General features: G+C 69.3%; 9 protein-coding genes. 5 read left to right on the forward strand and 4 right to left on the reverse strand.

The features are described from left to right. Positions 1-335: 335 nt before the first annotated feature. Positions 336-6,026: a CHAT domain-containing tetratricopeptide repeat protein gene (locus tag BS329_RS37195; protein WP_076167718.1), complete on the reverse strand. Its 5,691-nt coding sequence runs from the start codon at positions 6,024-6,026 to the stop codon at positions 336-338. A gap of 62 nt (positions 6,027-6,088) precedes the next feature. Between BS329_RS37195 and BS329_RS37200 the strand changes: the two genes are divergently transcribed. Together BS329_RS37200 and BS329_RS37205 are read left to right on the forward strand one after the other, a co-directional pair. After that, the gene (locus BS329_RS37200; RefSeq protein WP_084750714.1) at positions 6,089-6,478 is read left to right on the forward strand and encodes a hypothetical protein; all 390 of its coding nucleotides are present in this window, start codon (positions 6,089-6,091) and stop codon (positions 6,476-6,478) included. Next, positions 6,475-7,290 carry a hypothetical protein gene (locus BS329_RS37205; RefSeq protein WP_076167722.1) on the forward strand — a complete coding sequence of 272 codons (816 nt, stop codon included), beginning with the start codon at positions 6,475-6,477 and terminating at the stop codon, positions 7,288-7,290. The genes BS329_RS37200 and BS329_RS37205 overlap by 4 nt, the downstream gene beginning before the upstream one ends. An 89-nt stretch (positions 7,291-7,379) precedes the next feature. Here the strand turns inward: BS329_RS37205 and BS329_RS37210 are convergent, their stop codons facing one another. Next, positions 7,380-7,844 (reverse strand): GNAT family N-acetyltransferase, encoded by a 465-nt coding sequence (locus BS329_RS37210; protein WP_208619351.1) that lies wholly within the window; start codon positions 7,842-7,844, stop codon positions 7,380-7,382. Positions 7,845-8,153: 309 nt separating this feature from the next. Here BS329_RS37210 and BS329_RS37215 point away from each other — a divergent pair, with 309 nt between their 5' ends. Then, positions 8,154-8,894, forward strand: a complete 741-nt coding sequence (locus BS329_RS37215) for an ABC transporter ATP-binding protein (protein ID WP_076167723.1) — start codon at positions 8,154-8,156, stop codon at positions 8,892-8,894. A gap of 4 nt (positions 8,895-8,898) precedes the next feature. Then, positions 8,899-11,469, forward strand: a complete 2,571-nt coding sequence (locus tag BS329_RS37220; protein WP_084750717.1) for an ABC transporter permease — start codon at positions 8,899-8,901, stop codon at positions 11,467-11,469. A gap of 19 nt (positions 11,470-11,488) precedes the next feature. Here the strand turns inward: BS329_RS37220 and BS329_RS37225 are convergent, their stop codons facing one another. Then, positions 11,489-12,838 carry a DUF2252 domain-containing protein gene (locus BS329_RS37225; protein WP_076167725.1) on the reverse strand — a complete coding sequence of 450 codons (1,350 nt, stop codon included), beginning with the start codon at positions 12,836-12,838 and terminating at the stop codon, positions 11,489-11,491. A gap of 51 nt (positions 12,839-12,889) precedes the next feature. Continuing rightward, positions 12,890-13,717 carry a DUF1206 domain-containing protein gene (locus tag BS329_RS37230; RefSeq protein ID WP_244197446.1) on the reverse strand — a complete coding sequence of 276 codons (828 nt, stop codon included), beginning with the start codon at positions 13,715-13,717 and terminating at the stop codon, positions 12,890-12,892. 69 nt (positions 13,718-13,786) lie between these two features. Between BS329_RS37230 and BS329_RS37235 the strand changes: the two genes are divergently transcribed. Beyond that, positions 13,787-14,146: an antibiotic biosynthesis monooxygenase gene (locus tag BS329_RS37235; RefSeq protein ID WP_076167881.1), complete on the forward strand. Its 360-nt coding sequence runs from the start codon at positions 13,787-13,789 to the stop codon at positions 14,144-14,146. Positions 14,147-14,237 lie beyond the last annotated feature (91 nt).

The raw sequence follows: 14,237 nt of genomic DNA on the forward strand, positions 1-14,237 counted from the left end.
TGCTCGGCCTGGTCGCGCTGCCCAGCCTCGGCTGCGTGGAGGTGCCGGTGAGCGTGCTCATCGCGGTCAAGGGCCCGCGGCGAGCGCTCGCAAGTCGACTGGCGGCGGGGCACGGGTTGCTTGGGTCCGTAGTGGGCTGCGAGCCCGAGTCAAGCCAGAGCCCGAGGTACCCGCGGTACTCGAACGCAGTAAGCGCCTTGCGATGGATCATCGACGACCTAGCCACGGAGAACCGAGCCTGAACTCATCCGGTACGCCCGGCTCGGTCACATCGCGGCATGAGAGGACGAAAACGAGCCGGACCACGATGCGCGGGTCGAGTCAGGCTCCGTCGTTCACGGTCCGAAGTGGACGTATGAGGCCCAGATGGCCGGGTTGCGGGGAGCCGAGTCGCGCAAGGCACGCACGGTGCGGTGGAGCAGCTGGGCGGTGCCGTCGAGACGCAGGCCCGAAGGCCCGAGCAGCCCGGTGTACATCATCTCGGTCACCTCGACCGCGGTCCGGTCCGTGATGGTCCACAGGGTGGCGATCACCTGGCGGTAACCCGCGAGCTGGAGTGCCGCGGCGAGGTGGATGGCCTCGTCGGGCAGGGTCGTGCCTCCGATCGCCGTGCTGCAGGCCGACAGGTAGGCGAGTTCGGCGTGCTCGAGATCCAGTTCCGCGACCTCGAGCACGGTCAGTGGTTTGTCCCACAGGTAGAGACTGCCCGTTGCCGGCTGTCGCAGGTTTTGTCCGCCATGGCAGGCGAAATGTGCGACGGCGTGAGTGCGCAGGTCGGCGATGACCGCGGCGTGGGTGGCGGTGTCGGCGACCCGCGACGTGCGACCGAGGGGGAGCGCGCGAGAAAGGAACTCGGCTTCCGCGCGGGCGCAAGGCAGCGGGCACATGTCCGGCGTGCCTGGAACTGGTGGGGTCTCCGGCATGCCGACCACGAGGACACGTCGGTCGGCGGGCTCGACAGCGTCGGCGATGTTCGCCTTCGCCAGCGCACGCAGTGTCGGCGTGTAGGACGACACCGCGCGATCGATCACCGTGCGTCCGGTGGGGGTGTCGGCCGGGTCGTGGTAACCGGCGGCGTGCAGCGGGAGCAGGGTCAGTGATCCGGTGGGGCACCACCACAGTCGTGGCAACGGCTCGTCGTGGCCGGTGTAGCCCAACCGGGTCAGCACCGGATCGGCGACGGTGTCCCACAACCATTCCAGGGTCGCGTGCACCGTTTGCCTGGCGCCGGTGGTGGCGAAATCGCCTGGCCCGCCTGGATTTTCCAGCAGCTTCAACGCCCGCAGGTACCCCTCTGCCCGTCGCCCAGCCTCCACATACGACAGATCGGGCAACGGAACTTGCTCGACGTCGCGGTCCCGGTGCACGATCAAGGCGTCACATCGGGCTTCGTCGACGTTGAGCAGGACGATGGGGCCGTCAGGCAGACCCTCACGCAAGGTGGTCAGCGGCGGGATCCGCAGTAGGTATTCCAGTCCGGGCAAGGCGCGTGCTTCGGTGAGCAACCGGTCCCAGTCCTCGGCCAGCTTGATCCGGTCGGATTGCGTGCGCTGGCTCGGGTCGCTCCACGGATCGGTCGTGACGGCGGCCTCCGGGATGTCGGGCAAGGCCGTGGCCGCCAGCTTCGTCGCCACGGCGCGCAGCCGATCGTGCAACGCGAGGTCACGTTCCCGCAGCATCGACAGGTCGTCCCTGGTCTGCAACGCCTGAGACCACAACACGGAGCGGCCTTGCTCGAGCAGTTCCACGGCCCGGCCGGGGTCACCGGCCTCCAGCGCCGCGGCGGCGGCCGCCCTCGCCAGGCCTTCCCACACCGTCAGCCTGCGCTCGCGTGCGTCGCGTTCGACGCCGTGCCAGGCCACCTGGGGCATCAGCGCGACAGCGACGCCGAACGCCTCCGTCGCGGAGGCCCAGTCGCGGTGCCGGACAGCCGACTCGGCCCACAATCTGGCCGCGGCCGCCCGATACGTCGGTGCCGTGGCGGGAGATTCGACCGCTGTTCGGTAGGCGGCGACCGCGGCGTCGAAGCCGTCCCCGCCTTCGACACGCCTGCGCTCGTGCAGCCTTCCCAGCGTCACCCAGGCCACCGCTATCCGAGGGTCACCGGCGGCCATGCTGTCGATGGCCTGTTGGGCCGACTCGATCGACTCGGCCGCGTCCGCGTCGTCACCACCGCTGTCGTACCTGGTGTGCAGCACGGTCGAAAGGCTGAGGACGCACAGCGGGTACATCGAGTGCGTCACGTCGGTGATCGCGATCGCCTCCCGGACGAGTGCGACGGCCCGGTCCAGTGCGTCCCGGTCCGGGCGCCGGTCACGGCGGGTGCGCAGCAGCCCCGCCAGGTTCATCAGGATCTCTCTCCGGTTCGAGCTCTGGGGTGTGCTGCGGTCCATCGCCTCGTTCAGGGCGGCGACCGCGGCGTCGAGGTCCGCGGTGTCGCGCCTTTCCAGGTACCGGATGTGCAGCGCGGTCCCGAGGTTCATCAGGCATATCGACACCGCCGGGTGGTCCGCCGGCGCGGCGGCGGCGGCCGATCGTCCGGCGTCCACGGCGGCGTCGAGGTCGGCGGCCGAGCCGAGCAGACCCGCCCGCGTGCGTAGCGCGTTGGACAGGTTGGTCAGCATGATGGGCCGCATCGTGTGCCCGGGGTGGGCGCCCTCCGCCGCCTCGAACAACGCGTCGATGGCGGCATTGAGGTCGGAAACCGTTCCGGTCCGATCGAACCGGGACCACAGTGCCAGCCCCAGCGTCATCAGGTTGACCGCCGAGGCGACGTACCAGTTGGGCGCGCTCGCGGCCTCGCGGCCCAAGTCGACGGCGGCGTCGAGGTCGTCGAGATCGCCGGTGGCCAGCGATCTGGTCAGCAGGCCAAGGGCCAGTGCGGTGACATGAACACTCCGTTCGGTCGGTGTCGTGCCCGGCAGGGTCGCGGCGCGCTCGGCGGCCGCGATGGCCTCGTTCAGATCGGCGCGCTCCGCCAGGACGCTGTACCGGCCACGCAGTGCGTACGCCAGCTCGGACAAGGCGTTCGCCGTTGTCGCGTTGTTCGTGCCCGCGGCGGCCACCCCGCGGCGCAGCACCTCGATCGACTCTGCCAGCACCTCGAGGTCGCCGGTCCGATCGAACCGCAGGGTCAGCAGGGTGCCCAGCATGATCAGCGTGTACGCCCGGTTAACCTCCTCGTCCTGGGTGTGGGCGAGGGCCTCTCTGCCGATTTCGATCGCTTCGGTGAGCAGAGGCTCTTCTCCCGAGTTGAGAAAACGCAGGCGGAGCGTGTTCGCCAAGAAGACCTCGGCCGTGATCCGGCCAGGGTTCGCCACTGGTAGCCCATCACCCGCGACTTCCAGCAGTTCGCTCGCCTCGGCGAGCGCGGCCGGGTCGTTCGACCACTGTCCGTGAAGTGACAGTGCGGTTCCGAGCAGCAGGCTGAAGTGGACCGTCTGGTCGCGCGATCTGGACGAAGCGAGACCGGACCGCAGCACCGCGATCGCCTCGTCCAGATCGGCGGTGGAGGCCATGGCCTGGAAGCGGACTCGCAGGGCGTGGCCGAGATAGAACCGGAGCGTCGGCAGGTCCGGATTGTCCGCCCTGGCCCGGCCGAGCACCGACCGCAGCGCGTCGACGGCCTCGGTGAGATCGGCGGGGTCGCGGGCCCACTCGTATCGGTCGGTCTGTGCGGCCGCGACATTTCCCGCCAGCAGCACCACATCGGGGCTGGTCCGAAGTGCCGCTTTACCGGTGTCGATCGCCTCGGTCAGTGCGTTTTTGTCGCCATGGCGGTAATAACGGATGCGAAGCACCTGGATGAGGTTGTTCACGAGCACGGCCCGGTTCATTCCGGTGGCATGCGCCAACGCGGCCCGCAGTGTCGTGGCGGCCGCCTCCAGGTCCGCTTGGGCACCGGTGTTCTCGTAGCGGGACGTAAGCGCGTTGCTCAGGGTGAGGGTGACAGCCACCGTCGGGACCGCGCCGGGTGGCGTTGCCGCGTAGCAGGTTTCGATGGCTTCGGTCAGCTTCTCGGGGTCGCGTTCCGAGGTGGCCGTCGAGTTTGATATCGCGGCCAGAATGCCGAGCATCCGATAACGACTCGAGTCGTCCGCGCCGGTAGCGGCGAGCGCTGAACGGATCAGCCGGGTCGCCGTCTCCCTGTCGGCGGGCTCGCCCCTGGCTTCGAAGCGTTGCAGGTGCGCCAACGCGGTGTCCGCCTGCAGGCCGGGCAGTTCGGGGCCGTCCGCGGGCAGGGTCTCGACGACCCGGCACAACGCGGCGACGGACTCGTCGAGGTCGGCTGGGTCCGGATTCCGGGCGTACCGGACGCTGAGCGCGCCCGAGAGGGCGGACAAACACTGCGTCGACGCGGGGGCGCCGGGAGCCAGTGGCACCGTCGCCCGCAGCGTCTCGATCCGCTCGTCAAGGTCCGTCGCCTGGCCTGTGCGCGAGAAGCGCCACCGCAGCAGTTCCGCCAGCTGCCAGAGCTGCTGGCCACGGATCACCGTGTCACCGGGCATGCCCTGCGCTGCCGCTCTCGTTGTCTCGATGGCCTCATCGAGCTCACTTTCATCGATCGCACCGTCGGTGCCCGCCAGCTTGATCGCCTCATACAGCACCATCGACAGGGCCGTGAGCATCGGTGCCCGGCCGAGTGGACCGCCCGCGCCGGCCGTCTTCGCCTCACGAAGGACGTCCACGGCTTCCCGGAGGACCTCCTGGTCATCGGTTGCCTGGTATTGGCGGCGAAGTGACTCACCGAGCGACAGCAGCGCGGTCCCGCGAAGCGGACTGTCCGCGGGCAGTCCCGCCAAGGTCGCTCTCGCCGCCCTTATCGCCTCGGCAGGGTCCGTGTTGCCGGCTCGCAGCACAGTCGCCAGCGTGGCCTCGACCGCCCACCTCAGCGGGTGGCCTTCTCCGATGGCCGCGTCGGCCTCCCTGGCCAGTGCGATGGCTTCGGCCAGGTCGGCTTCGTCGCCACCGCCAGGTGTGGTGAAGGCCGAGGCATACGCGAACCGGGTCTGGAGGGAGCCTGCGAGGTTGAGCAGCGCGGGGACATGCGACTCGCTGCCCTCGGGGAGGCTCCTCAGCGTCTCCCGCAGGTATCGGACACTATCGGCGATGTCGGCGGGATTCCCCGTACGGACGAACCTGACCCGCAGGGCGCTGCCTCGCAAGAGGAGCGCTTCACCGAATGCCGGGTCATCCGAAGCGCAGCTCGCGAGAATTTCCCTGGTCACCTCGATGTACTCCTCGACCACGGCGAGCGGACCGCCGATATCGCACCGGGTCTCCAAGGCCACGGCGAACTGCGACAGGTAGGCGACGCGATTCGGGTCGCCGGGCGGCAGAGACGACGCAGCTTCGCGCAGGAGCACCGTGCTGTCGGTGAGGTCCCGTTCCTGCCCGCGGATGCCGAACCGGGTAAGCAGAGCGACCCCGAGGGGAAACCGGACCGCCGCGGCTAGGGGGTGCCCGGCCGGCTCGAGTGCCGCGCGGCCTGCCGCGATGGCGTCGTCCAGATCCGCCTCGGCGGTCGTCCATGCGAAGCGCTGATGCAACAGCACCATCAGGTTGAGCCGGTGCGCCGGACGGTCGACCTCGCTGCCGACGTCGACGGCGGCGCGACATGCGGCTGCCCCCAGGTCGGTCAGGACGGGATCAGCGGCCGCCAAAGCGGCATCGGTGATCACCGACGCGTAGAAAGGCCCAAGTTCCACGGGCGTGAGTCCCGGATAGTGGTTCTCCTGAAGCCAGCTGAGCACCGGCGGTGGCACTACGCCCGGAAAGGATTCGGCGAGCGGGGCGAACAGTTCCGTGCAGATCTGGATATCAGGCCCGACGCTGCCCGGCGGCAGGGCGCAATGCCGCAGCCAGTGCAGCATTCCGAGTTCTCGAAGCATCTCGGGAGGCAGACCGGTACCGATGGCAGGCAGGACCAGGCGAGCGGCGTCCGCCACGGCGGCGGGTGTGGTGACCTCGTCGGCCTCGCCTGTTTCCAGACAACGGCGGATGCGTTCCCAGAGCGAGATGTCCACTCCTCCTTCGCCACCCACTACGGTGCGGTAGACGATCCAGGATGGCACAAGGGAGGGGCGACGTGGCGGTATTCGACGAGGGACAAGCACTCGTTCTGTGGTGCACCGTCATGCCGGATCTGCGCCGGGCCGCCATCGCCGGCCGATGGACCGACAGGCTCGAACGCGCCGCCTCCCGAGTGCGAGAGGGCGGTTCGGCCTTGGACGCGTGCAGGCAGTTCGACCTGCTGGACGCCGAGTCGGCGGAGCCGACCAGGAGCGCGGGCACTCCCGACAGCATGCCTGTGTACCCCACCCCACGAAGCGCTCGCGTGCCACGGACCGGGCGTGGCGACTACGGCTGCCCGCGCAAGGTGTGCTCACGCCACGACCATCGGGACGACGACGGGCACCCGCCCGTGTGCGCCCTGTTCGACGACGAGCCGATGCTGCCGACGGGCGCGATGCCGTGAACCCCTTCTTGTCGTCGCTGAGCGGCAAACTCGCCGAGCGATGGGTCGCGACTCTCGTGCTGCCGGGGGCGTTGTTCGTCGCCGCGGCGGTGTGCGCGGTCCGGCTGGGCCACCGCTCCGCGTTCGACCTTGCCTCGGTTGCCGGCTGGATCGTGCGGGAGGCGCCGCGCCTGCCGGTCGCGGCGGTGGCCGTCTTCCTGCTGGTCGGTGCCACGGCGGCGGCCATGGCCGCGCAGGCGGTCGGCAGCCTGGCCGAGGCGGTCTGGACCAGACCGTGGCGCGGACCGGCGAGCCGGCTCGCGCGGGGGCTGGTGGCCTTGCGCGGCAGGCTGTTCGACCGGGCGGCGGTCAGGGCGGGGGTGGAGCCGGTATCCGCCTACCGTCCACAACACCCGTCCTGGATCGGTGAGCGGTTCCGGCTGCTGAACGCCCGGATCGCCGGGCAGTACCACGGACTCGATCTGGGCTTGGTGTGGCCGCGCTTGTGGTTGCTGGTCCCGGAAACGGTCCGTACTCCGGTGCAGGCGGCCGAAGCACAGTTCAGGTCGGCCACCAGGCTCGTCGGCTGGGGCGTGCTGTACCTCGGCCTCGGGATCTCTTGGTACCCCGCGGTGTTGGTCGGAATAGGCACCGCCGCGCTGGGGTGGAGCCGGGCCCGATCCACCACCGCGACACTCACCACGTTGATCGAAGCCATGGTGGACACCCATCTCGACGTGATCCTCGCCGCTCTCGGTCACACCGTGCCTGCCGTGGGCTTCACCGCCGATCTGGCCCGCCGGATCAACGACCGGTTGGCCAAGGGCGACTGACCACCCGATAGTCGAGGCGGCGCGAATCCGACCCGCCGCCTGACCTTCGCGTGTGACAGTGCGTTGTCCGCCGGGGTGAACGAGAGGCTTCACGGCAGCTGGGTCTTCGCGGGGGCGAGGAAGAACAGCTCGGGATCTCCGTCGTCGAGGCCGTAGACGATTCCCGCGGACTGCCAGCCAAGGCGGGTGAGGAGCCGCTGCATGGGCTGGTTGGACAGGTTCGTGGAGGTGAACAGTTTGGGGGTGGCCCGGCGCTGTTGCGCGTCCAGCAGCAGGCGGGCGCCGACTCCGAGGCCGCGGGTGTTCTCGGCGACCATGAGCATCGTGACGAAGGCCTGACCGAAGAAAGCGCGTTCGGTGACGCAGTAGCCGATTATCCGCCCGCGGGTGTGCGCGATCCGGGTGTCGGCGGTGGTCACCCAGTGCCGGATCTCGGCGTGCCTGCCGGAGTGCCCGGCCGCGGCCAGTGAGTCCGCCTGAGCCAGCAGGGGCACGTCCGCGGTGAGTGCGTCCCGGATCGCGATGGCCGGGGCGGAGACCTGATCGCTTTCCAAGGCTGCCTTTCGTCAAGGATGGTGTCTTCGCGTGACGACGTATCGGTCCACTGTGGTCGGAGCGCATTCCTCACGAATGCGTTCAAGGAACGCGGGTATGGCCTCGATCATGCTTGAGGATGCGGTCAGGGGCTTGCCAGTAGTGATAAGAGGCACAATGGACCCGACTTTGGGCTGGGCGATTGCTTCACCGGCCATGGCTCGTGGTGGTGCCAGCGCTACCACGAGTCTTCCCTCACGCGGGATCGTTTCCATCCCTTGACGGCCGTAGGTTCAGACAGGAGAGATCACCACCGTTAAGGGGAACCAATGAATGCAGGGGGCGCGTGCGCCTTGAAACTGGAATCCGTGAGCAAGGTCTACGGATCCGGTGACGGCGCGGTCACGGCGTTGAACGGGGTGACCGTCGAGGTGCGCAGAGGCACGTTCACCGCGGTGATGGGGCCGTCGGGTTCGGGCAAGAGCACCTTCCTGCACTGTGCGGCCGGGCTGGACCGGGCGAGTTCGGGACGGGTGCTGCTGGGGGACACGGAACTGGGCAGGCTGAAGGAGAAAGCGCTCACTGAGCTGCGGAGGACCCGCATCGGGTTCATCTTCCAGGCCTACAACCTGTTGCCTTCGCTGAACGTTTTGCAGAACATCACCCTGCCGATGCGGCTGGCCGGGAAGAAGCCCGACCCGCAGTGGATGCGCGAGATCGTCGAAGGCGTCGGGATCGCGAAGCGGCTCGAACACCGCCCGTCGGAACTGTCCGGCGGCCAGCAGCAGCGCGTCGCGATCGCCCGCGCGCTGATCACGCGACCGGAAGTCGTCCTCGCCGACGAGCCGACCGGAGCGCTGGACACCCGCACTGCGCGGCAGGTTCTCGACCTCCTTCGCTCCATTGTGGACGACATGGGGCAGACCGTGCTGATGGTCACCCATGACCCGGTCGCGGCGTCGGCCGCGCACGGCGTGCTGTTCCTGGCCGACGGCAAGCTCGCGGGTCACCTCTCGCAGCCGACGCCGGAACGCGTCGCCGAGCGCATGACCCACCTCGGGGAGTGGTGACGTCATGTGGGATTTGGCATGGCAGACGACGAAGACCCGCCTGAGCGGCTTCATCGGCGCGTTCATCGCGATCCTCTGCGGGACGGCGCTGGTCGCCGGCTGCGGCATCCTGATGGAATCCGGGCTGCGGGCGGGGGTTCCGACGCAGCGGTACGCCGACGCGGCGGTCGTCGTCGGCGGACAGCAGACTGTCGACCCGCCCGGGGCGGGCCCGATGGAAAGCCAGCAGGTCGGGGAGCAGGCCTCGGTGCCGGTGACGCTCGCCGGGAAGATCTCCGCGGTGCCGGGGGTCCGCGGCGTGGTGGCGGAGAAGAGCTTCCCCGCCAATGTCGTGACGGCCGACGGCCGTCCGCTCACCGGGCCGGAGGGTGGCCAGTCGCTGGGGCACAACTGGGACGCCGCCGCGCTGGCGCCTTTCTCACTGCGTGACGGCGAGGCGCCCACGCGTCCCGACGAGGTGGTCCTCGACGCCGACTTGGCCGCCCGGAGCGGTGTGGCCGTCGGGCAGCGCGTGAAGATCGCCGTCCGTTCGACCCCGGTGGACTTCCGGGTCTCCGGGATCGCCGCGCCGAAATCGGGTGACGGCCTCTCCCGGCAGTCCTCGGTGTTCTTCTCGCCGGAGAAGGCCACCGAACTCGCCGGGACCCCCGGCCAGGTGCACGCGATCGGCGTGCTGGCGGATCCGGGTGTCACGCCGGGCGACCTCGCCGACCGGATCAGCGACGCGGTCGGCACCGACAAGGTGACGGTGACGACCGGGGTCGAGCGCAGCACGGTCGAATTCCTCGACGTCAGCCAGACCCGGATGCTGCTGATGGCGCTCGCGGGCTCCTTCGGCGGCTTCGCACTCCTGATCGCGGTGTTCGTCGTGGCCAGCACACTGGCACTGGTCATCAACCAGCGCCGCCGGGAGTTCGCGTTGCTGCGGGCGATCGCGGCGACGCCCCAGCAGATCCGCAAGCTCATCGGTGCCGAGACGATGCTGGTCGCGTCGGTCGCCGGAGTGCTGGGCAGCGGCCTCGGCGTGGCGGTGGGCTTCGGCCTGAGGAACGCCTTCGGTGCCATCGGCGTGATCCCGCCGGACTTCGAACTGGCGCTCAGCCCGATCCCGCTCGTCGTCGCGCTGGTACTCGGCCTGGGCACGGCTCGTCTGGCCGCGTGGTCGGCTTCGCGGCGTCCGTCGTCGATCCGCCCGGTGGAGGCGCTCGGCGAGGCCGCGGTGGAGCGGCGTGAACTCGGCCGCGTGCGGCTCATCGTCGGCTGCGCGCTGGTGGTGGCCGGTCTCGGCGGCTCGCTGGTCCCGATCTTCCTCCGCGGGGACGCCGGGCTCGCGGCCTCGGGGAGTTCGTCGTTGATCATCGTGATCGGGCTGGCCGTGGTCAGCCCGAAGGTGGTCGCGTTCATGACGAAGCTGATCGCGCCGGTGCTCAACCGGATTTCGCGGATCAGCGGCTACCTGGCCGCCGCGAACAGCCAGGCCAATTCGCGACGCCTCGCCGCCGCGGTGACGCCGGTGATGCTCGCGGTCTCGTTCGCGCTGACGATGTTCTACAGCCAGACCTCCGCGGCCGCCGCGCGGCAGGAGGAGACCGTCGAGTCGACCACCGCGGACCACGTGCTCGCCAGTGCCACCGGCGGCCTGTCCCCGGAGGTCGCCGAGGCCGCGCGGCGCGTCCCCGGTGTCGCCGCCGCGACTCCGGTCGTGCGCACCGAGGTGATGAACACGGTGCGAGAGCAGGAAAGCCTGCGCGTCGAGCGGTACCCGGCGCAGGGACTGGACGGCGCGCAGGTCCGCGGGAACGTGGAACTGGGCGTCGTGTCGGGCAAGATCACCGACCTGACCGGGAACACCGTGGCGATGAGCGAATCGGAAGCCGGCTGGTACGAGAAGAAGATCGGCGACGAGGTCGAGTTCTACTTCGCTGACGGCGCTCCGGCGAAGCTGCGCCTGGTCGCCACCTACACCCGTGATCAGGCGTTCGGCCGCTACGTGCTGCCGATCGACGTGGCGAGGGCGCATACCGGTGACCGGATGGACGACTCGGTGCTCGTGCGGCAGGAACCCACCGCCGACGCCGCGACGGTGACCGCCGCGCTGCGCGACCTCGCCGTCCGCTATCCGGGGCTGGCCGTGACGCCGGGATCGGCGGTGGCCGCGCCCGCCGGCGGCCAGCAGCAGGCCCAGTTCTACGTGAACCTGGTCGCGGTCGGCGTGATCCTCGGCTACGTCGTGATCTCGGTGGCCAACACACTGGTGATGAGCACGGCGCAGCGGTCGCGGGAGTTCGCGTTGCTGCGGCTGATCGGCACCACGAAGCGCCAGGTGATCCGGATGATGCGGTTCGAAGCGCTGGCGACGGTGGGGGTCGCGGCCCTGCTCGGCACGGTGGTGGCCGGGATTCCCCTGGTACTGCTGAATCTCGGACTGCGAGGGACGCCGCTGCCGTCCGGCCCGATCGCCGTGTTCGGCGGGGTCGTCGCCGGGGCGATCCTGCTCGGCCTGGTCTCCCTCGGCCTGTCCACGAGGGTGGCGCTGTTGGCGAAGCCGATCGAGGCGATCGGCCTCCGCGAGTGACGCGCTCCCCGTCGTCCGGTCAGCTCTCCGCGGCAGGCCGGACTGCGGGGATCTTCCCGCCGCGGAAGGCGTCCACGAACAACCGGTGGTCCTCCCGTGACTGCTCGGCGTAAGCCATCCCGAATTCGGTCAGTGTGCGGACGAACTCGTTCTCGCGGTCACCGATCACCCCGGCGATGGCCGCTTCGCTCTGGAAACCGACCAGTGTCTGCTCGGAGTCCGAATCGGACACGCAGTGCATTTTCGCGGTGGCCCGGCCGAGGTAGTCGAGCACCGGCCGCATCTCCGACGGCTCGGTCAGATCCGACCAGTCCAGGTCGTCGACGTAGGGCGACAGCTCCGAGACGACGAACCCGGTCCCTTCGATCTCCGTGTACCCGAGCCAAGGATCCGCGTGCGCCTGCAAGGCACGCTGCGAAACGGCGGTGCGGTGGCCCTCGTTGGTGAAGTAGTCGCGGATGCTTTGATCGGCCACGATCCGGCTGGGCGCCGCGACATTCCCTTGTTTCATCGACAGGACGACGTCGTTTTCCAAAGCCTGGGTGCGTCCTTCGACGAGGATGTTGTACGCGGGCAGCCCGGCCGAGCCGATGCCGAACCCGGTCCGGCCGACGATGTCCTTGACCCGGTAGGTGATGCTGCCGAACCGTTTGTTCTCCGGGATGGTGTCCAAATAGGACTCGAAAGCGGTGACAGCGGTCTCGCGCTCCGCCTTCTCCAGGACCCGGACGCCGGGCCCGTGCCGGAACCTGCGGTCGTAATCCTCCACTGTGGTCACTTCGTCGAGCAGATCGATCCGGGTCTTCAGCCGGGCCCGGAGCAGCACGTTGTGCAGGATGCCTTCGGTGCTGTCGAGCTGGAGCCTGACGAGTTCGTCGCCGGGCCGGTCGGCGTACTCGCGGACTTGCTTCACGTAGGCGCGAAGATAGGTGCCGATCAGCGTCTCGATGTCGTCGTCCGAGATCGCCTTGCTCCACGCCAGCAGCGCGACACTGGCCGCCAGCCGCTTGAGATCCCAGGTGAAGCAGCCGAGGTAGGCCTCGTCGAAGTCGTTGACGTCGAACACCAGGGTCCCGGACGAATCCATGTAACTGCCGAAGTTCTCGGCGTGCAGGTCGCCCTGGATCCACACCCGGCTGGTCTCGTCGTTCGCCCACGGGTCGGCCTCATGCGCCATGTCCGCGTAGAACAGGCACGCCGAACCGCGGTAGAAGGCGAACGGCGCGGCGGCCATCTTCCGGAACTTGCGGCGGAACGCGTCGGCGTCCGCGCGTATGAGGTCTTCGAAGGCCTCCACCAGCACCTCGACGATCCGCGTCTGCCGACCGTCCTCGCCCTGCTCGCGGATCCGTTCGACCACACCTGCCATCACGACCTCCAGACGGCCCTCACCGTGCCACAGGTCGGCGTGCCGGGCAGATCAGATCTTACGGAATCGGGCGTCCAGCAGCGCGAAGGCACCGAAAGCGGCGATCCCGGCCGCGAGCGCGAGCAGCATCGGACCGCCGTAGGGCTGCGCGACCAGTGTCTTCAGCGCGGCGTCCAGTCCGCTCGCCTTGGCGGGGTCGAAGGTGACCGCGGCGATGACCGTGAGGACGCCGATGGTTCCGTACGCGGCGGAGAGCGCGACCCAGCCGACCTGGCCCAACCGGATCGTCGTGGTGCGGGTCGGTGCGGAGGCGCTGCCGAAGTCGAGTTCCCGCACGAACGTCTTCCGGAACCCACGCTGGGCGAGGAACACCGCCACCGCGACGACGGCGATCCCGGCGACGGTCACCAGAACCTGACCGTAGGACTGCGCGAGGATGTCGGCGACCATCGAGCCTTGTCCGTCGTCAGCGCCCGCGATGGCGATCTTCACCGCGCTGTAGGAGACGAGCCCGTACAGCACGACTTCGATCCCGCTGACGATCCTGCGGACCGTCCGCCGCCGCGCCTTCACGTGCCGGTGCCCGGTGAGCGCCTCGCTGAGCTGCCACAACGCCAGTACGGCGAGGCCGGCCGCGATCAGCCACAGCAGCCACGCGCCGCCTTCCGCGACCACCACCTGCAAGGCGCCCGCCTTGTCCGCCTTGGCCTTGTCACCGAGGGCGACCTGCGTCGCGAGCCACGCGACGAGCAGGTGCACGACGGCGTAACAGATGAGCCCGCCCCGGGCGATCAGGTCGAACGTCTTGCTGTCGCGCATCGGGTGATCCTTGTCGACCGGCTGCCCGTTGGCCAGGGCCGGCCGGAGCAATGTGCCCACGCCGGGTCGCTCTTGATCTCCACTTAAGTCGAGGGTGCAGGCTGGGGACATCGACTTCAAGGAGTGAACATGAGTGAGGACCAGGGTTTCTACTCGATCATCGAGTACGCGGTGGACGGGCCCGAGACCCAGGCGGCCTTGGTGGACGCCTTCGCCGAAATCCAGGACCGCTGGGTCCGGTTCTACCCGGGCTACGTCTCGGCACGGTTCCACGCGAGTATCGACGGGACGCGGGTCTTCAACCTCGTGAGCTGGGCGAGCGAGGCGGACTACCGGCATTTCGAGGAGACGTCGGACACCGCGGGCCGTCTCGAAGCCATCCAGGCGGCGCTCGATGGCCTGCCCGGCGAGGTGGAGTCCCGGGTGAGCGCGAATCCACGTTATCGCGTCGTCCGCGAGACGGGTCCCGGCCCGCGAGCAGAGGGCTGATCGCGCCACCGGGAGCGGATCCCGAAGGCCACGAGCAGACCGAGGACGGCGACGGCCGGAGCGTGACACAACCAAGACCGCCTGACTCCCG

Source organism: Amycolatopsis coloradensis (genome assembly GCF_001953865.1).
Lineage (GTDB): Bacteria > Actinomycetota > Actinomycetes > Mycobacteriales > Pseudonocardiaceae > Amycolatopsis > Amycolatopsis coloradensis.

Coding starts and splice junctions, on each gene's coding strand:
- BS329_RS37235 (WP_076167881.1), top strand. CDS start 13,787: ATGAGTGAGGACCAGGGTTTCTACTCGATCATCGAGTACGCGGTGGAC.
- BS329_RS37225 (WP_076167725.1), bottom strand. CDS start 12,838: ATGGCAGGTGTGGTCGAACGGATCCGCGAGCAGGGCGAGGACGGTCGG.
- BS329_RS37220 (WP_084750717.1), top strand. CDS start 8,899: ATGTGGGATTTGGCATGGCAGACGACGAAGACCCGCCTGAGCGGCTTC.
- BS329_RS37215 (WP_076167723.1), top strand. CDS start 8,154: ATGAATGCAGGGGGCGCGTGCGCCTTGAAACTGGAATCCGTGAGCAAG.